Source organism: Rhodopirellula halodulae, assembly GCF_020966775.1.
GTDB lineage: Bacteria > Planctomycetota > Planctomycetia > Pirellulales > Pirellulaceae > Rhodopirellula > Rhodopirellula halodulae.
Map to the genome: position 1 here is coordinate 1,466,662 of NZ_JAJKFV010000029.1, position 22,235 is coordinate 1,488,896.

Annotated in this window: 17 protein-coding genes; 5 read left to right on the forward strand and 12 right to left on the reverse strand. The window is 56.3% G+C overall.

What is annotated here, in order from left to right:
• Positions 1-14: 14 nt before the first annotated feature.
• Positions 15-212: a sigma factor gene (locus LOC70_RS18270; RefSeq protein ID WP_315857278.1), complete on the forward strand. Its 198-nt coding sequence runs from the start codon at positions 15-17 to the stop codon at positions 210-212.
• Positions 213-287: 75 nt separating this feature from the next.
• Here the strand turns inward: LOC70_RS18270 and LOC70_RS18275 are convergent, their stop codons facing one another.
• The 4 genes from LOC70_RS18275 to nadC form a co-directional block, all read right to left on the reverse strand.
• Complete coding sequence (locus tag LOC70_RS18275; RefSeq protein WP_230255425.1) at positions 288-2,405, reverse strand: prolyl oligopeptidase family serine peptidase; 2,118 nt, start codon at positions 2,403-2,405, stop codon at positions 288-290.
• 100 nt (positions 2,406-2,505) lie between these two features.
• Positions 2,506-3,081, reverse strand: coding sequence for an NYN domain-containing protein (locus LOC70_RS18280; protein ID WP_230255426.1), 576 nt, complete (start codon positions 3,079-3,081; stop codon positions 2,506-2,508).
• 24 nt (positions 3,082-3,105) lie between these two features.
• Entirely contained in the window at positions 3,106-4,566 is a 1,461-nt protein-coding gene (locus LOC70_RS18285) for an undecaprenyl-phosphate glucose phosphotransferase (protein ID WP_230255427.1), read from the reverse strand.
• Between the two features lie 87 nt (positions 4,567-4,653).
• Positions 4,654-5,577 carry a carboxylating nicotinate-nucleotide diphosphorylase gene (gene nadC, locus LOC70_RS18290; RefSeq protein WP_230255428.1) on the reverse strand — a complete coding sequence of 308 codons (924 nt, stop codon included), beginning with the start codon at positions 5,575-5,577 and terminating at the stop codon, positions 4,654-4,656.
• A gap of 243 nt (positions 5,578-5,820) precedes the next feature.
• Here nadC and LOC70_RS18295 point away from each other — a divergent pair, with 243 nt between their 5' ends.
• Both LOC70_RS18295 and LOC70_RS18300 read left to right on the forward strand, forming a co-directional pair.
• Complete coding sequence (locus LOC70_RS18295; RefSeq protein ID WP_230255429.1) at positions 5,821-6,990, forward strand: peptidylprolyl isomerase; 1,170 nt, start codon at positions 5,821-5,823, stop codon at positions 6,988-6,990.
• A 106-nt stretch (positions 6,991-7,096) separates the two neighbouring features.
• On the forward strand, positions 7,097-7,681 hold the full coding sequence (locus tag LOC70_RS18300; protein ID WP_390889086.1) for a hypothetical protein: 585 nt from the start codon (positions 7,097-7,099) through the stop codon (positions 7,679-7,681).
• A 158-nt stretch (positions 7,682-7,839) separates the two neighbouring features.
• On the opposite strand, the gene purD is transcribed toward LOC70_RS18300, so the two are convergent.
• From purD to LOC70_RS18335, 7 genes are all read right to left on the reverse strand, one after another.
• On the reverse strand, positions 7,840-9,153 hold the full coding sequence (gene purD, locus LOC70_RS18305; RefSeq protein WP_230255431.1) for a phosphoribosylamine--glycine ligase: 1,314 nt from the start codon (positions 9,151-9,153) through the stop codon (positions 7,840-7,842).
• The gene (locus LOC70_RS18310; protein WP_230255432.1) at positions 9,146-9,814 is read right to left on the reverse strand and encodes a 3-keto-disaccharide hydrolase; all 669 of its coding nucleotides are present in this window, start codon (positions 9,812-9,814) and stop codon (positions 9,146-9,148) included. The genes purD and LOC70_RS18310 overlap by 8 nt, the downstream gene beginning before the upstream one ends.
• 35 nt (positions 9,815-9,849) lie before the next feature.
• Entirely contained in the window at positions 9,850-13,383 is a 3,534-nt protein-coding gene (locus LOC70_RS18315; RefSeq protein WP_230255433.1) for a hypothetical protein, read from the reverse strand.
• A 442-nt stretch (positions 13,384-13,825) separates the two neighbouring features.
• A complete protein-coding gene (gene coaE / locus LOC70_RS18320) occupies positions 13,826-14,461 on the reverse strand; it encodes a dephospho-CoA kinase (protein WP_230255434.1) in 636 nt (211 codons plus the stop codon).
• Positions 14,462-14,470: 9 nt separating this feature from the next.
• Entirely contained in the window at positions 14,471-15,184 is a 714-nt protein-coding gene (locus LOC70_RS18325; protein ID WP_230255435.1) for a zinc ribbon domain-containing protein, read from the reverse strand.
• Positions 15,185-15,260: 76 nt separating this feature from the next.
• Positions 15,261-16,265 (reverse strand): AAA family ATPase, encoded by a 1,005-nt coding sequence (locus LOC70_RS18330; protein WP_230255436.1) that lies wholly within the window; start codon positions 16,263-16,265, stop codon positions 15,261-15,263.
• Between the two features lie 9 nt (positions 16,266-16,274).
• Positions 16,275-17,801, reverse strand: a complete 1,527-nt coding sequence (locus LOC70_RS18335; protein WP_230255437.1) for a sulfatase — start codon at positions 17,799-17,801, stop codon at positions 16,275-16,277.
• A 299-nt stretch (positions 17,802-18,100) separates the two neighbouring features.
• Here LOC70_RS18335 and LOC70_RS18340 point away from each other — a divergent pair, with 299 nt between their 5' ends.
• Together LOC70_RS18340 and LOC70_RS18345 are read left to right on the forward strand one after the other, a co-directional pair.
• On the forward strand, positions 18,101-18,787 hold the full coding sequence (locus tag LOC70_RS18340) for a DUF2293 domain-containing protein (RefSeq protein WP_230255438.1): 687 nt from the start codon (positions 18,101-18,103) through the stop codon (positions 18,785-18,787).
• A gap of 200 nt (positions 18,788-18,987) precedes the next feature.
• Entirely contained in the window at positions 18,988-19,677 is a 690-nt protein-coding gene (locus LOC70_RS18345; protein ID WP_230255439.1) for a glycine zipper domain-containing protein, read from the forward strand.
• A 21-nt stretch (positions 19,678-19,698) separates the two neighbouring features.
• On the opposite strand, the gene LOC70_RS18350 is transcribed toward LOC70_RS18345, so the two are convergent.
• A complete protein-coding gene (locus LOC70_RS18350) occupies positions 19,699-22,161 on the reverse strand; it encodes an ATP-binding protein (RefSeq protein ID WP_230255440.1) in 2,463 nt (820 codons plus the stop codon).
• Positions 22,162-22,235 lie beyond the last annotated feature (74 nt).

The window sequence follows — 22,235 nt, forward strand, 5'->3', positions numbered from 1 at the left end:
GCTGAGGGTCTTTCGTGCTGGAAGAGGACGCCAAATCGCTATTCGTTGATTGGTTGGAAAGGCACCAGGCTTCCATCGTGCAGGTCGCTCGCGCCTACACGCTCAGCAGCGATGAAAGCCAGGATCTGGCTCAAGAAATCTTGCTTCAGGCATGGCGTTCCTTGTTGTTTTTTCGTTCGTTGCCCATGCCAATGCCGAAAAGGCTTCTGTGAAGCGAGCGATTGAAGCATCGAACTCATCGAATGTTCCCAAATAGCAACTCACTCTGGCGTCGTTGCTTCTGCAATTCACTCGGGTTGCCATGACTCGTTGAAAAATCCGGCGGAGATCACTTTGCCCGAATCGCGAAAGTTCGCGCCCTCGCGAATGTCGATCAATGCCCAATCGGGCAATTTGGGTGTTTGGCGAGCGTTGTTCAAATAGTCATATTCGCGGAAGGTGAATCCGCTATTGATAACGATGTAGTGTTTGGGGGCTTCAGGATTCGGATAGATCATCGCTGGTACGTGACCGACGCTGCTGACTTCATGTTTGCCAATGCGGATCGTGTCGTTGGTCCATTGCAGTGGCAGTTTGGGTAGCAATCTTGCGATCACCGCATTGCTGGTGGCGTCGCCAAACAAGATCAAGTTTTGGTTCGCCATGGTTTCCGCGTTGACTTCGGTGTCCATGATCGTTCGCACATCGCCTCGGAAGTGCAATCGCCAGTGCTCCATCGCGTGTTTTGATTCTGATTGAATCCATTGCTCCACCGCCGGATCGCCGGAGGTTCCGGTGGGCAGCACGAAGACGAATCGGTCCATGAAGGCATCGTCAATTGGGCCCTGCGAATGTGGACGCTTGCGAAGCGTTTGAGAATCGTCTGAAGCAACTTTCCATGTTCCATCAAGTTGAAATTCGGCTTCCAAGGAGCGATCCGAACGCACCGTTGGACCAATGCGCGTGTTCACGACTGGTTGGCCGTTGATCGTCACCGCGATTTGACCAGACGGCTTGCCAGGCCATTGTCCGGAATCGAAGTGCACTCGAAGTCGAGAAACATTCTCGCACTCAATTGTGATTTGATCGTCAGTCCCGTTCGAATCTGACAAGATGGATGCATTGACGATCGCTGGCGACCAATGTTCTTCCATTCCGGTGACTTCGATCCAGTGCATTCGCGAATAACGCAGCGTCAGTGTTGTCAGATGCACGTTTCTTGGGATGGAAGGCGAGACTTGGCGTTCGATCAGGTCCAGTCGTCGGGCGATCTCCTGCTGGGAATCGGGATGAATCTTGTGTGCAGTCTGGGGACCGATCAGATGCACCAATTCAATGCCTCTTTCGGCCAGAGCGGCTTCCATCACGTCGGCAGCTTGCTTCTGACGATCGATCTCACCGCTGTAGGCAATCGTCGGCAAGTTGCGAAGATTGCTCGCCCAGGGCGGACAGTCATAGAGCTGCCAAAGCGTTTTCTGATAATCAGGGGCGGTCCCAGCAGCGTCTTCGCCTTGAAAGACATCGAGAAACAGAGGTGTCTCTGAGAAGCCTGCACCTGGAGTGGCGGCGAAGAATCGATCGGCATAATGGGTTGCGATTTGCCAGCACCCAGCGCCTCCCATGGAAAAACCACGGATCGCGATGCGATGTTTGTCGATGGCGATCCTGCGTTGCAGGTAGTCGCTGAGTTCGAGAACGTCGACTTCGCCGGCAAACTTGAATGCGTTGCTGTAGCGACCATAGGGATGTGCCACGATGGCGGAGATCGGCGAAGGTTCGTTGCCGGTCCGATAGCGTTTGGGATCACCGCTGTGTTTGTTCAGGAACGCCAGTTCGGAAACCTTCTCGCCTCGGCCGTGCAGCCAAAGGTCCATGCGGATCGGCGACGCATCCATGGCGTTCACGTTGGGCGGAATCACAACCCCATACGGCTGAAACGAATCGTCGATCTTTGATCGGAAGCCACCGGCAATCAGTTGCCGTTCATCGCTTCTGCGAAGCCCCACCACTTCCGCCCATGAAGCACCGTCGGCAATTTTGTCGATGCGATCTTCGGCGATTTGCAACAAACGTTTCGCGTCGGCGACCGCCTTGGGAGAGTAAAAAATGGATTGCTCGATCGTCATTTCCACCGCTCGTGGAAACACCAAGACTTCGGGTTCCAAGTCCTCTAGTCTGGCACTGACCGCGAAGTCCTGATGCTTGGACTTCGTCGTTTGCATCAATTGCTGCCATCGATCACGCACCGAGGCGATCGAGGACCGAAGTGAATCCAACTCTGTTGCTTCGATGTCCACCCCTGGTGGTGGAATCGGACGCACGTTTTCCGCTTGGTTGTCGGCGGGGCCATCGGCTAGCAAAGAAGACACGGATGCGATCGCAATGCATCCGCCAATCGCGAAACCTCGTGTCAACGACAGAATCATGTCAGCCCAGTCCGCCAGTGGTGCAAAATCAGAAGGTTTGTTAGGTCAATCGGCGTCCCAGCATACACGGCGGATCGTTGCAAGAAGGACTCGACGGCGTTCAATCCGATCCGTACTGGTCCATCCACTTTTGCAGTTCGTCCGCGTCGAGCATTGCGTCGAGAGTCGGATCGTTCGGTTGCGATGTGGAATCGACGTCGTCCGCGGCCGTGCTCCCGGGTTGGGAGCGTTTGCGTTTGGCCGTGGCTTTGGGAAGCTTGGCCATTTGAATGTGCCCGTCCAGCAACGCATCCAACCAAGCCTCCGAGTCGATTGGCAACGCCTTTTTGCGTTTCGCGGCAGCGTGCAGGCGATGATCCGAGGATACCACCGTCAACGACTTTGGATTGGGGTGCTGAAAGATCAGCTCTTCGATCAAATCGTCCGCTTCCGGGTACCCCACCGCGAATCGAACGTCCATGTCCGCGAAAAGCATTTGGTCGCGAACACCGTGCGGAGGATTGCGTGCATCAAAGACAACGCAGGTTCGCGAGCGAATGAGGTCCGTCAAATGTTCCGCCAGTCGATTCAGCAGCAACTGGCGTTCGTCATGCAGCCAATTCGTTGAACCACCACGCGAGGGTGGAGCAACCGGTCCAATGACGTTGTATCCATCGATGAGCAACAGTGGAAACATGTGACATCGATGCCTCAGTTCGGATCAGTACGCTTCGGGTTGTTTCCAAACAACGAGCAAGGTTCGAAGCAGAATCTTCAGGTCCAACGCGAAAGACCAGGAACGAATGTATTGGTGGTCGAAATGGACGCGGCGTTCCATCTTGTCCACGGTTTCGGTTTCGCCGCGGCATCCGTTGACCTGGGCCAAACCCGTGATTCCCGGTTTGACTTTGTGCCGCATCATATAGCCACGAATCAATCCGCGGTATTGTTCGTTGTGGGCGGAAGCGTGTGGACGAGGACCGACCAGCGACATCGATCCTTCGATCACGTTGAATAACTGCGGCAACTCATCCAGGCTCGTTTTGCGAAGGATGGCCCCCAGAGGTGTGATGCGTGAATCGTTTTGGGTGGCTTGTTTGACCACCGCGCCGTCGTCGCAGGTTGTCATGGAACGAAATTTCCAAACGCGGATCTCCTGCCCGTCCAATCCGTACCGGCGTTGGCGGAAGAAAACGGGGCCGGGAGATGTGAGCTTCACAGCCGCAGCGATGAGCAACATCGGAATGGAAATCGTCAGAAGACCGGTTGTGGCGAGAACCAAGTCCGCCGCCCGTTTCGCGACACCATCGATCCCGAACATGGGTGTTTCACTGACGCTGACCGCTGGCAATCCGCCTACCTGAGTCCAACGTGCGTGCAGCAACTCGAACACGAAGAAGTCCGGAACGATGTAAACCGAAACGGTCGAGTCACTCAGTTCGTCCAAGATATATCGAATGCGTTTTTCGGCTCGCATGGGAAGGGTCACCAGAACGGTCTCCACTTCGCCATTTCGGGCGGCCTGGATCAAATCGGACAGATCGCCACACACTGGATCGTCACTTTTCGATCCGTCCTCTTGTTGGCTTTCAAGATCCGCTGTGTCTCGGAGTTCCGACCGATCGTCATAAAAGCCAACGAAGTTCAATCCCAGCGACGAGTCGGTGGAGATGTTGTATTGCGTTTGTTGCCCCAGCGTGTTGTGGCCCGCGATCGCGACGCGTCGCACACCGACGCCACGTCGCAACAAGCCAACTTGGACGATCCGCAAACACATTCGCGAAAGGCCGATCATGGCGGGGCTGAGAATGACCCATCCCAAAATCACGGAGCGAGCGAAGTATTGACCGTAACGCGTGGCAAATGCGAGCAAACCCAGGACCAAAATCGTCAGCACCCAAGTCGATAGGACGCGAACAATTTCGCTGTCGGTGCAGCTCCGCCGATCTCCGCGATGCAGACCCGTCAATTGGCTGCTGAGAAAGAACACGATGACGGTGATCAAACCCATCGCGAACGATGCATCGTCCACATGGCCTCGAGCGGCGAATTTGACGACAATCAGTGACGCCAGGATCGACGCCGCGTCCAAGCACGGTTGAACGAATTCATACCAGTGTCGGCTGCCCAAAATGGAAAACGATTGGGCGGAATTCGCAGGTGATGACGATGAGGACGGCATGTCGAGCAACGGTGACGGCATGGTTGGTGAACAAAGAGGAAGCGAATGACCGTTACCAACGGTCCGATGTCCCCAACACTAGCTCGCTCAACCGTCGAACCAATCCATCCCCAGGTCCAACCAAGTGGCTTGGTGAGTCAAAGCTCCACTGCTGATACGGTCCACACCGGTCGCAGCCACTTTGGCGATTGTGTCGATCGTGATGTTTCCCGACGCCTCCAATTCAACGTTCACGCCCAACTCATCACGCCGCGCCACGGCGCTGCGGAGGTCGTCCAACGAAAAGTTGTCCAGCAAGCAGATGTCGATTCCTGTCGTGACAACTTGTTCGAATTGCTGCAACGTGTCGACTTCAATCTCCACCATGCTCGGTGCGACCAACTGATCGACACTGGCGCCGCGCATCTCCACCGCGCGTTTCGCCGCCTCGCCCGCCGTCAACGGATCGCTGCCATTGCCGCCGCGACCCAGGGCCAAGTGGTTGTCCTTGATCAGAAAACCATCGAACAAACCCGTGCGATGGTTGTGACCTCCGCCGCAGCGGACCGCGTACTTTTCCAAACGCCGCCATCCAGGAGTGGTTTTCCGAGTGTCGTAAAGCCGCGCCGAGCCGCCCGCCATCGCGTTGACGTAGCGCTGGGTCAGCGAAGCCACCCCGCACATTCGCGAAAGGATATTGAGCAAGACGCGTTCGCTGGTCAGCAAGTCTCGTGCGGAACCTGACAGTCGCACCACGGGTTTTCCGGGGACCAATGAGGCACCTTCTTCGATCAAGACTTCGACATCCAGATCTGCATCGAACTCATCGACGATCCAAGGTGCCAACGCGATGCCGGCCGCGACCCCATCAACACGCGGGACAATCTGGCATGCCCCACGGCGTTCAGGAGCGATCATGGTGACCGTCGTCCAGTCCACCGCCACGTCCAAGTCTTCTGCGATGGAAAGTCGGACCAATTGGCGAAGATCGTTCTCGAGCGCGTCGTCCAATTCGACGGGTTGGTAATCCATGAGCGATTCGCTTTGGTGTCGCAGGGAGGTTTCACAAATCAGTTTCACGGCATGGGCCGCGAAAGGGCATTGTTTCGGGATCGTCACCAAACAGCAATGCGGCACCCCACCCAGGCGTCGTCGACTGGACGAAGAAGACCGTAAATTCGCGGGTTTCGTTGAAATCGCCGTTGCTAGGTGGTCGAGGCTTTTCCTACAAGCCGAAGTTGTCCGTTTGTTTGCTCGTTGCGATTTGAGGTCACCATGCCTTCGCTTTGCCGATCTGTTCTGCCTTGTTTGCTTGCCATCGTTCTCTTGGCAGGTGGAATGGCGGTTGGCACGTCGAACGTGGCGCATGCGCAAGTCCCAACCCGGGCGGAAGTGGATGCGGCGCAAGCGACGCATCTGCCAACCGATCCTGCCACCGTTTTGGCCGTTGTGGGACGCAACCGAATTCTGCTGGGCGAATTGAGCCCACGTGTGGAGGCGAGCATTGCTCAGGTGCTGAAGAAAACCGAAGAGAAAGTCCCCGAAGATCAACTGCATTTCGTTCGACTTCGTATGACGCGCGGTTTGTTGGCTCAAACCATCCAAAACCGAATGCTGCGGGAAGCGTTCTTGCTGGATCAAGTCGGCACACAGGCTGCTGACAAACGCCGTGAGGCGGAAGCCACGATGAGCGCGAAAGCTCGTCAGATGTTTTACGAAACCGAGCTACCCGAGCTGAAAGAAAAAGCCGGCGTGGACACGGTTGCGGAGCTCGATGAAAAGCTTCGGGAAAAAGGCATGTCGCTGGCGGTTCGTCAACGCGAATTCATGGATCAGATGCTGGGCAGTTTGTACCTGCGAGGCAAAGTCAACAAAGACCCCTCGATTTCGTTGTCTGAAATTGTTCAGTACTACCAGGCTCATCGAACAGAGTACGAACATAAAGCCCGCGCCCGTTGGGAACAGTTGACGGTGATGTTTGACAAGTTCCCAAGTAAGGAGGCGGCACTTGCCGCTATCATGCAAATGGGGAACGAAGCTCTCTACGGGGGTAGTATGACGAGCGTCGCGAAAGCGAAGAGCCAGGAACCGTTTGCAAGTTCCGGTGGGGTGCATGATTGGACCAATCAAGGCGCTTTAGCTTCGACCGTTTTGGATCAACAGATCTTCAGTGTCCCGGTCGGCGAAATGACGGATGTGATCGAAGACACCAACGCCTACCACATCATCCGTGTTTTGGAACGCGAGGATGAGGGCGTGTCGCCGATCAGCGATGTTCAGGACGATATTTCGGACCTGCTGCGACAACAAAAAATTCAGGCCGCCCAAGCGGAAGTCATGGTGGAAGTCCGCCGACGGGTTCCCGTTTGGTCGCTGTACCCAGATGACTTCCCCGGTGCGAAGCCACTGACACAAGTTTCCGCTCGTCCCGCACTGCAAAGGTAGGTGGATGACGGATTCTGGGATCCGAACGCCCATTCGGCGGATCGATCGCTCTCGACAATCGACCATTGGCGGGCTGCACTTCGCCGTGTTGTTCTGTCTGTCGCTCATGAGCGTCGGATGCGGGCAATTGGCCTATCGGCTGGGGACAGATTTTCCGCCTCAGTACGTCCCCAATCCATTGGACCTGCCTCCGGTCCCGGCGGACTTTTTGTGGTTGCAGGTGGTGGATGCAGTCGACGATGTGTTCCGGATCGCTCGGGAGCAACCTGTGGTCAATCAGCCGGGCGCTGTTCTCGAAGGGCGACTGGAAACCAGCTACAAGGTCGGCGGCAGTATTCTGGAACCCTGGCGGAAAGACAGCTCGCCAGGGTTTGAACGATTGCAAAGCACGCTTCAATCCATCCGTCGTCGAGCCATCGTGCACGTGCGTCCGCACGCCAACGGGTATGCGGTCGAAATCATCGTTCAGAAAGACTTGGAAGATACCGACCGGACTCAGTACGCGACGGAAACGACCGCCGGCCAACGTCACGATGGATCCCGGACCAGCCGCGTTGATGATTTCGATGACAACCCACAAACGCTGGGTTGGATCCCATTGGGACGCGACACAACGCTCGAGCAAATCCTGTTGCAGGACATTTTCCGTCGTGTGACCGAAAAGGATTCACCCCGCTTGTTACATCATTGATGTGACGGAGCGGCGTCATCCGCAAACGTAGGCCCGGTGCCAACGGGCGTTGCTATCCTCTGACAAAAGCAACGCAGCAGGATCGATGGATGCGTTTGAGCGAATCACCTGCATGTCGTCCGTTGGAAACAACCGACGCGCACGTGTGATTCTCGCAATTACGCTTTATTGGCGGTGACGAGGGCTTTGTCACTGATGTCTTTGCGGCACCATGCACCTTGCCAACGAATTTCGCGGACGGCTTTGTACGCCTGTAATTTCGCGGCGCTGATCGAATCGCCCATGGCGGTCACGCCCAAAACCCGTCCGCCCGTGTTGACGATTTGCCCGTCACGCTGCTGCGTTCCCGCGTGGAAGACTTTCACGTCCGTCATTTGATCCGCGGCGTCGATGCCGGTGATCGGGTGACCCTTTTCGTAGTCGGCCGGGTAACCTTCACTGGCCATCACAACACAAATCGCGGGACGGTCATCGAACTCAAGTGGTCCTGTTTCTTCCAGCTTGCCGTCCACCACAGCCTGCATGACTTCGACCAAGTCGGTCTTCAGACGCATCAACAATGGTTGGCATTCCGGGTCACCAAAACGCACATTGAACTCGAGCACTTTCGGGCCGGCTGGAGTCAGCATCAACCCCGCGTACAGGATGCCTTTGAACGGTCGTCGTGAACGCTTCATCGCGTGCACGACGGGAACCAAAATGCTTGATTCGACCTTCGCCAACGTTTCCTCGTCCAAAACCGGTGCCGGGCAGTAGGCTCCCATGCCACCGGTGTTCGGGCCGGTGTCACCATCGTGGGCGGGCTTGTGGTCCTGTGCCGGCGGAAGCGTCACGATGGTTTCACCGTCGGTGATCGCGAGAACACTGATCTCGGGGCCCGTCAAACGCTCCTCAATGATCAGTTCTTTGCCTGCCGCGCCAAATTCCTTTCGAGCCGCGATGCGATCGATGGCTTCCAACGCTTCGCTTCGCGTTTCGCAAACCACGACGCCTTTTCCGGCCGCCAAACCGTCGGCTTTGACAACCACGTTGACCGGGTCGGTCGGCTCGCTGAAACGATCCTTGATGTAGCGTGAGGCATCGTCCGCACTGCGGAACGTGCGGTAGTCGGCGGTGGGGATATCCGCTGAACGAAGCAGGTTCTTGCAGAAGACTTTGCTGCCTTCCAATTCCGAGGCCGCTTTGCTCGGGCCAAACGCACGCAGTCCCGCGTCGGTCAGTGCATCGACCAATCCGGCGACCAAGGGAGCTTCCGGTCCAACCACGACCAAGCCCACTTTGTTTTGCTTGGCAAATTCGATGACCGCGTCGTGATCGGCGGGGTCGATGTCCACATTGGTTGCGTCCACACCGGTGCCCGCGTTTCCAGGTGCAACGAAAACCGTTTCCACATGCGGGCTTTGTTGGATCTTCCACGCCAGTGCGTGTTCGCGTCCGCCGGATCCAACAATCAGGACGTTGTATTTACTCATCGAGTGGTTTGACTCGCAGGTTCTTGAAGTAGGCTTTGCTATCAGGGTCGTGGGCTTGCAAGGCAAACGTGCCTTCACCCAACCGGCGTTCGAATCGTTCGGAGAAAGCTTCTTTGTCGCTCGGTTCGGTGTAGTCCACCATGGTTTTTCCGTTGACGATCAGTTGAATGTGATCGCCGCGGACAATGATTTCTTGTGTGTACCATTCGTTGTCACGAATGTTGTTGGCCGCCAGCGTTTCCGCATCGACGTTTTCCACGCCGTACAGGGAACTGGTTTTCTTGGGGTCTTTGTGGCTGACGTTGACCTGGCATTCGTAGCCAAATTTTGGCCAATCGGATTCTTGATACTTCGTGTGGAAGTAAATCCCCGCGTTGCTGCCCGGTTCGACTTTCACGTCCGCCTTGAAATGAAAGCTTTTTAAAGGAGCCAAATCGCCGACGTAGAACAGGTGTGAGCGTGCTCCGTCGCACACCAGCATGCCGTCGACCACTTTCCAACTGTTTGGGTTTTCCGTCGCTTTCTTCCAGCCGTCAAAGGACTGGCCGTCGAAGATGGCGACGAAGCCGTCTTCGTCCGCCGCCGCTTGAGGCGAGGTCAGAAGCGAGTTGGAAACCAGCGAAAAACAGATGCTCAATAGCAGAAAGTGGGGACGATTCATGCTGTGACTCGGAGTCGGTGGGGATGGATGGCGGGTCAGACGCTCGCCAAACGGTCCAGCATCACCGGATCGTTGGGCGACGGCGACATTGGGTCGACGCCCAAGGTGCCTTGCAACGAATCAATATACTCCGGCGACTCCGCCAATTGGCGTTGCTGGTTCGCATATTCCACCTGATCCGACATGTTCAAGCGTTCTGCGGCGTCCGTGTTTCGCGGGTCGTCCAGGAAGGCCTGCAAACGTTCTTGCATCGATTTCCAGTGTTCAATGTCACGTTGTTGTTTGGCTTCGAGTCGTCGTCGATACCAATCACTGTTGACCAATGATTCACGAGAGAACAATTCACGAACGGCCGGATCGTCGATCGTTTTTCCGTTGTGTTCGCCGTGAACCATGATGTCCAAAACGGCTCGCAACGGCGGACAAGCCAATTCGTAACCCGAGTCTTCGAAGTAGTTTTTCGCAACACGAGCTTGTGCTTCCGCAATTTGCAAGACTCCGTCGGCGAAGGAATCGAGGTCCTGATGTTCAGGACGCAAAACAGGATCGGGGAAGACTTTGGCGGGGTTGTCGAACACGCGAGCCAAATACGTGCGGACGAATTTGTCGGTGATGCGGTAACCCAAACGGCTGGCGGGAATTTGCTGGCCGTTGTGTTCGAAGTCTTCGACTTTCTCCAACATGCCCGCCGCCAACATCTGACGCGGATCACGTTCCTCTGCCGTCATGCGGCACCAAACTTCGGGAATCAGCAACGAAATGTCGTGGCCGACTTCCAAATCAGGTCCGATGTGACCGGCGGGAGTGCTGAAGCCACCCAGGTCCGTGAGGATCATCGAGACGATGACCGCATTCAAATCAATTGCTGGGTGAAGCGCGTTGAATGGACCCTTGGTCAATGCACCTTCGCTGCCCGCACCCGTGGTGCTGGGGCTCTTGCCGGTCAGTGAACACACATAATCCATCACCAGTTCAGGAAGTTCCTGATAGTGCAGCGGCGAGTAAACGGCCAGCGAGCGAATGCCTGCTTCGGCTTCTGGTGGATTGTTGCGACGACCGGACAGCACCGCGCCGACGGGCGTCAACACCGCGTCGTTGGTGCCGAGTTTGCGATGCAATTGAATGCCACGCATTGCAACATAGGTTTCTCGCGGAGAAGCCATGTCTGGGCGATCTTGCAGGTAACGTGGATTCTTGGTGGGCTTGCCATCCACGATGCGTGGATTGGCGGTGCTGACGACAAAGCCATCGTCGGACGCGGCCGATTTTTCCAGCAAGTCTTCCATTGGCCCGGTGAACTTATCGAACTCGATCGCGTCACGCATGATGTCGCGAGCGTTTTCGCTGGTCAGCGGTTCGAAGTTGCTGATGAAGTTGCCTGGTGCGGCCAAGTCGGCTTCGGTTTGTTTGTCCAAACCGCGGTGGATTGCGTCGTCAGGACGTTGGAACAAACGATATTCGCAGTTCTCGACAAACTTGTAGCTGGGGGCTTCCGCGACAGCCGATCCGACATCTCCGATGCTTCCCGCGGGCACGACGATGCTGGCGGAAATGTCGTCTTCCTTTTGGACTTTCGCCGATGCGATGAAGTCCTGACGCAATTTGAAGGTCCGCCACTGGGACTTTTCCAAACCGACGCGGAGGTAGGTACCCACCAACGGACGGCTGCCGATTTTCAGTTCGTGACCTGGTGATCCGTTGACGATGTCGACGCCGAAGGATTCACGCCAATCCTGTTCCATGTCAGGAGCCGCGAAACGTTTGATGATCAATGCCAATGCATAAACGTGTTCCGGAATGCTCTTCAGCCAAGCGTTGTAATCGTCGTTGTAATCAGGGCTGGGGGTCAGCAGTTTGATGACGCTGCCCAGCGAACGACCGGGGTCCAAGACTTTACGGCTGGGGCGTTCGGTGTAATCGGTGCGGCCGGTGTAGGTTTCCGACCAACGTGTGCCGTAGTCCTTCGAGAAAATTTCGTCGACCAATTTGAAGTCGACGTCGTGGTCTTTGACGAAGATCGGTCCATACAACATGTAGTCGCGAAGACTCTTGCTGATCTCGCTCTTGCCACCACCGCTGACCGTGCAAGGTTTGTGGCAGAACACACCTTCGCCCACCGTGCCGATCAATCGCCAGCTCGGTGCCGACGGGTGCTTTTGAAGTTGAATCTTGTAGCCGCTCGGTGCGATGTAGATTTCTTCCGGCGAAAGCGGAATGGATTGTTCTTTCCCAGATGCGTCGGTCCAACGAATGCATCGTTCGCGAAGAGTGGCCAGAGCATTTTCAGGGATGTAGACGACGCTCGGGTGAACGCGATCGATCCCGTAGCCTTCGGGTTGGATATCGATGAAGTCCGAATACAGCTTGGCCACGTCGGCAAAGGTTTGGCCGTTGTAGAGGCGGCTGTTGACTTGGAACTCATCTCCCAAGGAATAGGACGCGAAGGCGATGGCACCGCCCGCGTGTTCCTCTTCCGCGTTGCCCATCAAGTTGGCGGCGTAGCTGAGCTGTGTCTTGACTTCTTTCTTGCAGTATCCGTAGTAGTTGTCGGCGATCAGGGTCACCACGACTCCGTCGCTGTTGCGGCAAGTCAGCTTGAACGCGCCGCCATCGTTGTACAGTTCGGATTCATCTTGCCAGCACATACGATCGCGACGCTGTCGCTCGGAGGCATCGTCGTAGTGCGGCAGACCCAATTCTTTCTTCGTGAACTTGGTCAAGTGAGTCGCCAGAATCACACAGCCCGTGTGACCGCTCCAGTGTTTGGCGTCCAACCCAGCATCGCCAGCAGCGATCAACGGGTCGCCCGCATTTCCAAAGATCGATTCGACGAAGTCCAGATTGCTGACATAGTTGCCTGGAACGAAGAACCGCGTTTCCATGCTTTTATGTTCGCTGAAACCGGGGATTCCCGGAGCCACCAACGGACGCAGCATCAGCGACACCCATGACTGCGCGGGATGCGGCGAGTTGTGGGTGTAAGGCAATTCCATGTCTTCCGCCGGTGGCTGCATCGCCGCACGGAAGAGATTTACAAAGACGTTCTTGGGAACGACTCGTTTGTCACCTGGGATGGGCAGTCCACCTTCGACCACGTGGAAGGTGCCCGCGGTCGTCCGACGGTCAGCACGCGGGTTGTTCAGCACGCCATTGAAACAGCGATACGATTTGACTTGGTTGTTTTCGAATTTGTTGCCACCCAAAGGCAGGCTCAATTCGCGAGCCATTCCGTGACGATCGAGGTTCAGCGAACGACGCGGTAGCTTCAGTGGCTCATCGCCGGTTTCCTCGGCGAAGTACTTTGCCAAGTAAGCTTCGATGCGTTGATCGATTGCAGGTTGGTGTTGACGAAGAATCGCATTGCGCTCACGGAAGCTGTCAAGCATCTCGCGCGGGAACGCGGCGTCGGGACGTTCCTGGTCCTCTTCGCCGGGCGGCATCAAGCCAGCCAATGCCAATTGAAACGAGAGGTAGTTCTGCAGACGCTGACGTTGCTCGGGCGCGGCGGCGACCATTCGGTCCCAGCTCAAAGCACGTTGAAGTTCTGTGGGTTCGCGTAGCAGGGCCATCAGGGTCACTCCGGTTCAAGCGGGGGTAGTTTAAGCACGTCCCAAGTCGATGGACTATTTCGTTGCGATCATGATTCTGAAGTGCAAGTCGCACCTTCAGAATCGAGCGGCACGATGCGTGCGTTGATCGCGGAAGCCGGCCTCAAGCTTGGATGGCAGAAGCTTAGCAAAACGTCGTCAAATTTGAATCCGACGCGAAAATCGATCGGGGAGAGCGCGGCCGAGCGTGAATGACGAGGCGCCCAACCAATGAGCGGCTTAGGTGGGGACCGGCGTCGTTGTGTGAGGATGACGGTGCTCGTCGGCACGTAGCCCGTGGTTGGGATCCTCTGCCGTTGGGATTGACGGTCGCACCTGCTGAACGAGCTTTCACCAAGGAAGCGACCGTTGTGGTTGCCGGGATCGTTGAAAACTTGATGAAGCTTCGCGAATCGTTCGCGATTCAATCGCGATTCAGCGTTTCGTGCAGGCACACGTCAACCGACGCTTTCAGATCAGCCAGCGTGCCTTCGTTGCGAAGCACTCGCGTGCTGGCTGCTGCTTTCTCTTTCCATGGCAATTGGCGAGCGGCACGGCGTTGCAGTTCAGAATCGTCCCAACCGCGTTCCGCCAGCAGTCTTTGATGGTGCTCGGCAGAGATCTCCATGCACCAAACTTCATCGCAAATGCTTTGGTAGCCACTCTCGATCAACAACGGAATGTCCAGGATCACGAACGGTCGTTCCTTCCTCGCTGCCTCGGCAATTCGGTCGTGGATTGCCCTACGAGTTCGCGGGTGGACGACGCTTTCCAACACTCGCAATCGGGCGAACGAGTCCGCATCATCGCCGAAGACCAAATCCGCCAAATGCTTCTTCGAGATCGTCCCGTCATCTGTGACGATCGAAGATCCCAAACGTTCGGTCAGTTCTTGGATCACGTCGGGACGATCCAATTGTTGCTTTGCAATCAAGTCCGCATTGATCCACTCGCCACCACGAGATTGTAGGTGTTTCGCGACCGTTGATTTCCCACTGCACGGCGGACCGATGACACCGATGATTGGCGGGCGGGGTTCAGGCAATTCGCCGTCGGTCATGAATCAAGTTCAGGCTTGGTACAGGATCGCATTGCAGTTCGGGCAATGCGTTAATGTGGACAGCATCACCTGGCTCATCACTTGGGTGGTCAGCGTTTGGTAACAACCACCACACGAATCCTGCTCGATCGGAGCCAAGGCTTCGTCACCGCGAGCGTCGACCAAACGGCGGTAATCGGCCCGTGCAGCCGCCGGGATATCGCCTTCCTGCTGTTTGAGTTGCTCGGTGATTCGATCGAGGTCCGCGCGAACCTGTTCCAGCCGAGATTCGATTTGTTCGACTCGTTTGGCTTGGTCTTGCTCCGCTTTGGTGAGCTGCTGTTTCGCGACGGTGACATCGATTTCGCACGAATCGATGCGTTCAAGGACTTCAAGAATTTCGTCGCTTTGAACGCTGTTGGCTTGCTCGTCGGCAGCAATCTGATCCTTCAGCAAGGCGAATTCTTTGTTGGATGCGGCGGTGTTCAGTTTGCCTTGCAAGTTCTTGACATGGGCCTCGCGGGATTGCAGCTGAAGTTGTTTCTCATCCGCGGTCATTCGCGTTTTCTTCAGGGTTTCCTCAGCCGCCGCCACATTGGCCTGTGCCTCGTCCACGATCGCTTGGACCGCTTTGATTTGGATCGGGCCGCGACGAAGCTGTCCCTCCAAATCCGTGCGTTGCTGCAACAGGTTGTGCAGTGTCCGCAGCAAGGGGCCGTTGAATTTGATTGTGGAAGATGCCATCAAGCAATGATCGTGTGCGTGAAATTCGGATGGATGGAAGGAAGGGGCAAAATTGTGAGTCCAAGACGTTTTGGGATCAATCGCCCTTTTCCGGAACCTTCTCAAGAATCTCGAGCAAAACGCGGTCGGTGTCGATTCCCTCGGCCTGAGCTTCGAAGTTCAGCAGCACGCGGTGTCGCATGGCGGGCAAGAACATTCGGCGAATGTCCTCGAAGGAAACATTGAAGCGACCATCCAGCAAGGCTTGAACCTTGGAAGTCAACGCCAAGGTTTGGGCTCCCCGTGGACTGCTGCCCCAACGCACGTATTCATTGGTGATGGGAACGCTGTAGGGGCCATCGGGATGCGTCGCCATTGTGAGTCGCACCAAGTAATCTTGAATGTGCGGAGCCAGAATGACTTCGCGAACCAGGCCTTGCCAACGCTGAATCTCTTCCCCGTCCATCACTTTTTCGACCGTGGGGCGTTCACCCCGAGTCGTGCGGTCAACGATGGTGGCGAGTTCGTCGCGGTTGCTGTAACCGACCACCAACTTGAAAAGGAAACGGTCCATCTGAGCTTCCGGCAACGGGTACGTGCCTTCTTGCTCAATTGGGTTTTGCGTTGCCAACACGAAAAACGGTTTGTCTAACGTGTATCGATGCCCACCGGCGGTCACGGTGCCTTCTTGCATCGTTTCCAACATGGCCGATTGAGTTTTGGGAGTGGCCCGGTTGATCTCATCGGCCAACAGAATCTGGGTGAAGACCGGGCCTTGTTGGAATTCGAACTTGCGACGGCCCGACTCGTCCTCCACCACCATGTTGGTTCCCAAAATGTCGGCCGGCATCAAATCGGGAGTGAACTGGATTCGGTTGAAGTTCAGATCCAGCACTTCGGCCAGGGTGCGGACCAACATGGTCTTTCCCAGACCGGGAACACCTTCCAACAAGCAGTGCCCACCGCACAGCATCGACGTCAGAACGCCGCCGACGATGTCATCGTGACCGACAATCACGCGACCGATCATTTCGCGAATGGCGACGTAACGTTGGCGAAATTTTTCCGCGTCGGCTCGCATCTCGTCGACGGTGGTGCTCATAAAGTTCGATCAGTTGGAAGAAGAGGAACGGGGAGTTGGCATGGTGGCACCCATCCGGTGTTGCCACTGACGAAGAGCGTCTCGCATTTCGCGAAAACGTTCCGGTTGTGATTTGGCAAGATTGTGGGTCTCGCCAATGTCGATCGACAGATCATACAGTTCGGCGGAGTCGGTTTCGTAGAACTCGATCAATTTGTAGTTGCCACTTCGCATCGCTGCACCGGGACGCCACAGCGAGCCATGGTAGTGTGGGTAGTGCCAAAATAGGTCGCGATCAGACGCCGCCTGACCCTGAAGTTGGCCAAGCAAGCTGGACCCGTCGGCGTGCAGTTCTGGTTGTAAAGGCAAACCCACCACTTCAAGGACCGTTGGAAACAGGTCGGTGCTGCACGCGACCGAGTCAATTTTTGGAGGTTGTTCTTTGTTCGACGTGAACGATCGAGGCAATCGAATCAGCAGCGGTTCGCGAATTCCACCTTCATAAAGCCAACCTTTGCCGGCTCGCAGCGGCGTGTTGCACGTGGGGCCCATGCGCCGCAGCGTCGAGAGCCCGCCATTGTCTGAAAAGAAAATCACCAGCGTGTTGTCAGCGACGCCTTGGTCTTTCAGTGATTTCAGAATCCGGCCAACACTGGTGTCGACCGCCGCGACCATCGATGCGTAATCCGGATTGTCTTGTCGACCACGAGTGACGGCATCGCGTTCCTCGATCGTCGGCGTGTCGCCGCTGAGCTCGTTGTTCCCGGAGCGTTTTTGTTCGTAGTGATCGATCGTGCGTTTGTCCGCGGTGATCGGTGAGTGCACGTTGTAGTAGCTCATCATCATGAAAAACGGACGTTGTTTCTCGCTGGCGGATTCCACCAATGAAACCGCCTCGTCCGTTAAACGCGTCGTGAGGTATTCGCCATCGTGTTTGGCTTGCAAGTATGGGTTCTTCCAAGGCGAGTAGTAACCGCCGGGAGGGGAACCTTTGTGGCCGCCGCCGATGTTCACATCAAAACCTTGGTCGGTCGGTAGGAATCCTTCGCCGCCCAGATGCCATTTGCCTAGAAAGAACGTTTGATAGCCAGCTTCCGCTCGGAGTACCTCGGCCAGCGTGGTTTCTTCCAACGCCAAGTTTTCGCGGTCGTCAACATGTTCAAAACGTCGGTCCTTCACACGCGTGGCGTCCATTCCGGGAAGCCAGTCAGTGATGCCCACTCGAACCGGATGACGACCGGTGATGATGCTGGCTCGAGTCGGCGAGCACACGGGGCACGCGGCGTAGGCGTTGCTGAACTGAGTACCCGATTGAGCCAACGCGTCGATGTTGGGGGTCTCGTGAAAAGTGCTGCCGTAACAGCTGAGATCCGCCCAGCCCAAATCGTCCACCAGAAACAACAGCACGTTGGGTCGGGAAGCAGATGGCGTCGTGTCAGCAGCCGCGCAGTGGATCGGATTGGCGCGGATCGCACAGGTAGACGCGAAGAAGATCGCCAGCAGCGCGAGGTTGCCCGGAATTCGAGTCCATGTTGTGGAAGCGGAAGGATGCAACATTCGACGACGCAAGAAGCCAAGCAAAGAAGTGATTGTCTGGGCCGGATCACCGTCCCGTTCGGCGTCATTGTAGCCCAATCCCAGTGAGCTCGGTGGTGACGGTTCAGCTTGCTCTTTGGCACAAACGAAACATGAAACGCCGCTTCGTCGTGGCGGTCGGGATGTCTTGTAGTGGTTCTAACGGATATCGAGGCCGGATGCCTGAGCTATCGACTCCAACGCCGTGAGCCGATATGCAGAGGAACAGAACGCAATGTTCCTTTCCATTTGGCATTTTTGAACGACAACCCAATCTAAATATGGCGGATCGATCGACTGAGACATTGACGGGTTCGCCGGGCCCATCGGAACGCACCGTGCGGTTGCCATCGGGAGAAGTCTGCGAGGTGCCGCCGGGTTGGGAGTTGTTGCCACCGGGCGATGCGGGCGTGACTCGACGCGTCAAAGCGGCAGGTCCCACGTGGACGGTCAAAGAAAAGAAAGGGCGTCGAGAATTTTCACGCGGTGTGTGGGCGGACGCGAATCAGATCGCCAAGGCAAAGTCCTCGATGCAGGCGACTCGTTCCACAGCGGGCTATGCGAAAAAGCAGGCGGCTGCCAAGAAACGTCGCGATGAAAAACAATCGGAGTATGTCGAAGACTTCTCGCAAGCCGTGATGAACTTTCTGAAGTTCGACGAACGGTATCAATCCGTCGCCAAACTGTTCGCTAAGGCTGTCACGGAACATGCAACGCCAGTCGGAAGCGGTACGGTGGCACGAACGGAGCGAATTCCGATTGAACGCCGAGCGGCATCTGCCGTGATCGCATGGATGCGTCACCAAACCACCGCCTACGATCACATGAAGATTGAACGCGTGAAAGGGCGACGACGTGAAGTGCGACGCGAACTTGCCGCTGAATCTCGAAAGTTGTTGCTGAAATATCGCGAGGGGAAAGAGGACGCAATGGTGGGGTGCCCACTGGCCAAAGCGTTGCGGAAATGAACGGCTTTCCGGCGTCATTGCAGTTTCACGTCGTTGTTTCACCACGGCGTTTGGCGGACTGGAACGACGCTGGCAAAAATTGACGTTGTCGTTCAGCGGGATGCCGATCTAAAAGCGAAGTACGAATCGGTGCAACTTTGCATCGGTTTCACGAACTCAACCGTGTTCCCGTTCTTTGCCGCGTCTGAGGTGGCACTTTCATGAACTATCAACCCAAATTTGGCTGTCGCGTTGTTGCTGTTGGTGCCGCCTTGGTTGCCTCTGCACTCTTCACGCCTCAAACCGCTTTCGCACAGGCCAACACGCAGCGCGGAGCGACCTTGGGCGGGATCACGGGTGCCATCGCCGGAGCCATCATCGGCGACAATAATAATGAAGCCGGCGCCGGAGCGGCGATCGGTGGCGCCGTCGGAGCCGTTGCTGGCGGATTGCTGGGCAACGCGAAAGACAAAGAGTTGCAGGCTCAGCAGTATTACTCGCGGCCGAGCCATTACACACAAACCGTTGCCCCCCAACCTTCCGCATCACCTCTGGTGCCCACCGGATCCGTCTCGTTCAACGATGTTGTCGCCATGTGCCGCAGCGGTGTCAGCGAGAGTGTGGTCTTGAATCAAATCGCTTCCCGAGGTGTTCAGCGTCGCCCCGTGGTTTCCGACATCATCTCGCTGCATCAACAAGGCGTCAGCGAAGTTGTGATTTCAGCGATGCAGAACGCTCCGGTCGGTGACCAAGTCGTCGTCTCGCAACCCACGGTGGTCGAAACACCGGTCTATGTGCCCGCACCCCGCGTTCATGTTTACCCAGCCCCTGTGTATCGGTCTCGGCCGGTTTACCACGCTCCGCCACGCTACGGACGCAGCAGTGGTTTTCATTTCCACTACGGTCATTGATTGAACCGTTGCAGGAATCGCCTACTGAAACAAAGCGGTGGCTTCGCCTGTGGAGTCGACCTGCCACGGTGTCCAAAGGATGACCGGGGCACCGATTTTCAGATCGCTTTTGCGAGGCGGGATGGTGATCGTTTCGAGTTCAAGTTTCTCGATGTCGAACTCCTGACCCAATTGGTCGATCTCATGCCGCAGTTCGTCTTCAAGTTCCTGCATGTCGATTTGCAGTTGCTCAAGTGCTGATTCCGCTCGCTTGACGTCGCTGCGTTGTTGAGCCGCTCGAGACGCACCGCGCGCAGCAGTGGAAACCTTCGAAACGTTGGTGCGACTGGCTAATTTGCGGCCCATGAAAGCACTCAGGATCGATGTGCCAATCGACAGGATCGACGACATCCTGGCCGACTCGTATTGAGCTTCTTCCCGAGCGATGCGGTCTTCCGCCGTGCGAATCTTGCCTTCCAACGACTTCATCTTGGAAGCGTACTTGTCACGAAGCTTTTCGGTTTGCAAGTCGCGTTCTTCGCGAGCGGCTTGCTGAAAATGCAAGCGGGCTTCGACTTCATTGACGCCCGGCGGCGCGTAGGCATTCAAAGCCGGGCTCTTGTAAAGCTCCATTGGGTGATGGCGATACAGATAGTCTTTCAGTTGCTTTTGAATGGACTTCAGCTTGCTGGCACCGCGAAGCTCATCGGGCAGGTCGGTGAAGTCGAAACCCTCTTCGGGATCCGCCACCCATTCCGCGTCGGGATCCAACGTTTCACTGGACTCCCAGATATCCTCCGGGACGCCTTGCCCGCAACGCAGAATTCGCCGAGCGTCGATCCATTGATCCACGCCCGCGCTGCTGCGGACGAAGTGCATGGATCCTTCGCCCAGAAGTGCCGCCCGGTAGACTCGTCGTCCTTCGCCGCTGACGTAACGCGACGGAACCAAGAAGGCTTCACCGATTCCGGTTGGCAAGACCGGACGACTCGGGGATGTGTGCTCCTCGGCGACCGATTCTTGTTTGCCTGTTTGAGCTTCCGCCAACTGCTTTTTACGATCTTCCATCAGCGTCGCGATTTGATCGCGTGCCAGCGGTCCGGCCAGGAAGGACATGGCCCAGCGTGTTTGAAACACCGTCGGAGCGTCGTCATGAACATTGTTCATCAGGAACACGCGGCTGCCCAATGACGCCAGCAGTTGTTCCATCTCGGATTTGTTGAAAGGTTTGCCGGATTGTGCGGCGGCACCTTCCAAGCCTTCCAAGACACGAGCCTTGTCACGTTCGGTTTGTAACCGACCCAAGAACCAGGTGCCGATGTTGGACAAGCCTTTGTAGTCCAGGTCGACGGGGTTTTGCGTTGCGAGTGTGACGCCCAATCCGAACGCGCGGGCTTGTTTGAGCAACGTCAACATCGGCGGTTTGGATGGCGGGTTGGCCACGGGAGGGAAGTAGCCGGCGACTTCGTCCATGTACAACATCGCTCGCAATGAACTGGTCCCGCTTTGGGTTCGCATCCACGCCAAGATCTCGTTCAGCAAAATGGTGACGAAGAACATGCGTTCTTGGTCGCCCAAGTGAGCGATGGAAAGGATCGAAAGTTTGGGTTTGCCTTCCGGCGTGTACAGCAAGTTCTTGATGGACAGTGATTCGCCTTCCAGCCAAGACGAAAACGCGGGTGACGCCAACAGGTTGTTGAGTGTCATCGCCAGTTTGGCTCGTTCACTCGGTGGCATGAACGTGTCCAGGTCCAGCACACCGACTCGGGTGATTGGCGGTGACGAGATCAAACCAATCAAATCACCGATGCTCACCCCGCGACCCTCACGCCAGCAATGATCGAGAATCGAACTGATCAGAATGTGTTCGCGCGAAAGCAGCGGATCGGCTTCCATCCCGAGCAAAGTCAGCAATCCAGATGCGGCACCGGTGACCCGTTCTCGCATCGCATCGGTGTCGCTGATCACCTCTTCCGGCGGTGCATCGAAGCTTTTCAGTACCGTCAACGCGATCCCGTTGTTGCTTCCGGGGGTGTAGATCGCGACGTCGGCTGCTTCCTTGAATTTCGCGACTCGATCAGGGGTCTGTCCCCAGGACGCCAATCCGTTTTTCCAGGTTTCCGCCGTCTTCTCCGCGAATTCCGGCAGGGTCATGCCTTTGCGGGTCGCTTCGCCTTGCTCCAGCCAAGGAAGAAAATCCTCCGGCTTCATGTCGGGGAAGCTGAGCATCAAGTTGGCCAAATCGCCTTTGGGATCGATGCAGATCGCCGGGATGCCATCGATGGCGGCTTCTTCCAAAAGCGACAAACAGAGACCTGTTTTCCCGCTGCCCGTCATTCCCACGCACATCGCGTGCGTACACAAATCTTTCGCGTCGTACAGCAACAAATCATCGAGGGCTTTGCCCGCGGCCAGGTCGTATTCGCGGCCGAGATAAAACGTCGCCAGCTTTTCAAAAATTTCTGGCGATGGGGTGGATGACGTCTGGGACGGAGAAGAGGACATGCGACGAATCGGAATGAGAGCAGACGAGTGGATTCAAGCCGGTTCGTAACATACAACGTTCGGCTGTTTCCTTC

Bases quoted from the DNA above. Each gene is read 5' to 3' on its own strand.
- purD (WP_230255431.1), bottom strand. From the start codon at position 9,153: ATGAGTAAATACAACGTCCTGATTGTTGGATCCGGCGGACGCGAACAC.
- LOC70_RS18315 (WP_230255433.1), bottom strand. From the start codon at position 13,383: ATGGCCCTGCTACGCGAACCCACAGAACTTCAACGTGCTTTGAGCTGG.
- LOC70_RS18285 (WP_230255427.1), bottom strand. From the start codon at position 4,566: ATGCCGTCCTCATCGTCATCACCTGCGAATTCCGCCCAATCGTTTTCC.
- LOC70_RS18335 (WP_230255437.1), bottom strand. From the start codon at position 17,801: ATGTTGCATCCTTCCGCTTCCACAACATGGACTCGAATTCCGGGCAAC.
- LOC70_RS18350 (WP_230255440.1), bottom strand. From the start codon at position 22,161: ATGTCCTCTTCTCCGTCCCAGACGTCATCCACCCCATCGCCAGAAATT.
- LOC70_RS18325 (WP_230255435.1), bottom strand. From the start codon at position 15,184: ATGGCATCTTCCACAATCAAATTCAACGGCCCCTTGCTGCGGACACTG.
- LOC70_RS18275 (WP_230255425.1), bottom strand. From the start codon at position 2,405: ATGATTCTGTCGTTGACACGAGGTTTCGCGATTGGCGGATGCATTGCG.
- LOC70_RS18330 (WP_230255436.1), bottom strand. From the start codon at position 16,265: ATGAGCACCACCGTCGACGAGATGCGAGCCGACGCGGAAAAATTTCGC.
- LOC70_RS18340 (WP_230255438.1), top strand. From the start codon at position 18,101: ATGGCGGATCGATCGACTGAGACATTGACGGGTTCGCCGGGCCCATCG.
- LOC70_RS18295 (WP_230255429.1), top strand. From the start codon at position 5,821: ATGCCTTCGCTTTGCCGATCTGTTCTGCCTTGTTTGCTTGCCATCGTT.
- nadC (WP_230255428.1), bottom strand. From the start codon at position 5,577: ATGGATTACCAACCCGTCGAATTGGACGACGCGCTCGAGAACGATCTT.
- coaE (WP_230255434.1), bottom strand. From the start codon at position 14,461: ATGACCGACGGCGAATTGCCTGAACCCCGCCCGCCAATCATCGGTGTC.
- LOC70_RS18280 (WP_230255426.1), bottom strand. From the start codon at position 3,081: ATGTTTCCACTGTTGCTCATCGATGGATACAACGTCATTGGACCGGTT.
- LOC70_RS18310 (WP_230255432.1), bottom strand. From the start codon at position 9,814: ATGAATCGTCCCCACTTTCTGCTATTGAGCATCTGTTTTTCGCTGGTT.
- LOC70_RS18300 (WP_390889086.1), top strand. From the start codon at position 7,097: ATGAGCGTCGGATGCGGGCAATTGGCCTATCGGCTGGGGACAGATTTT.
- LOC70_RS18345 (WP_230255439.1), top strand. From the start codon at position 18,988: ATGAACTATCAACCCAAATTTGGCTGTCGCGTTGTTGCTGTTGGTGCC.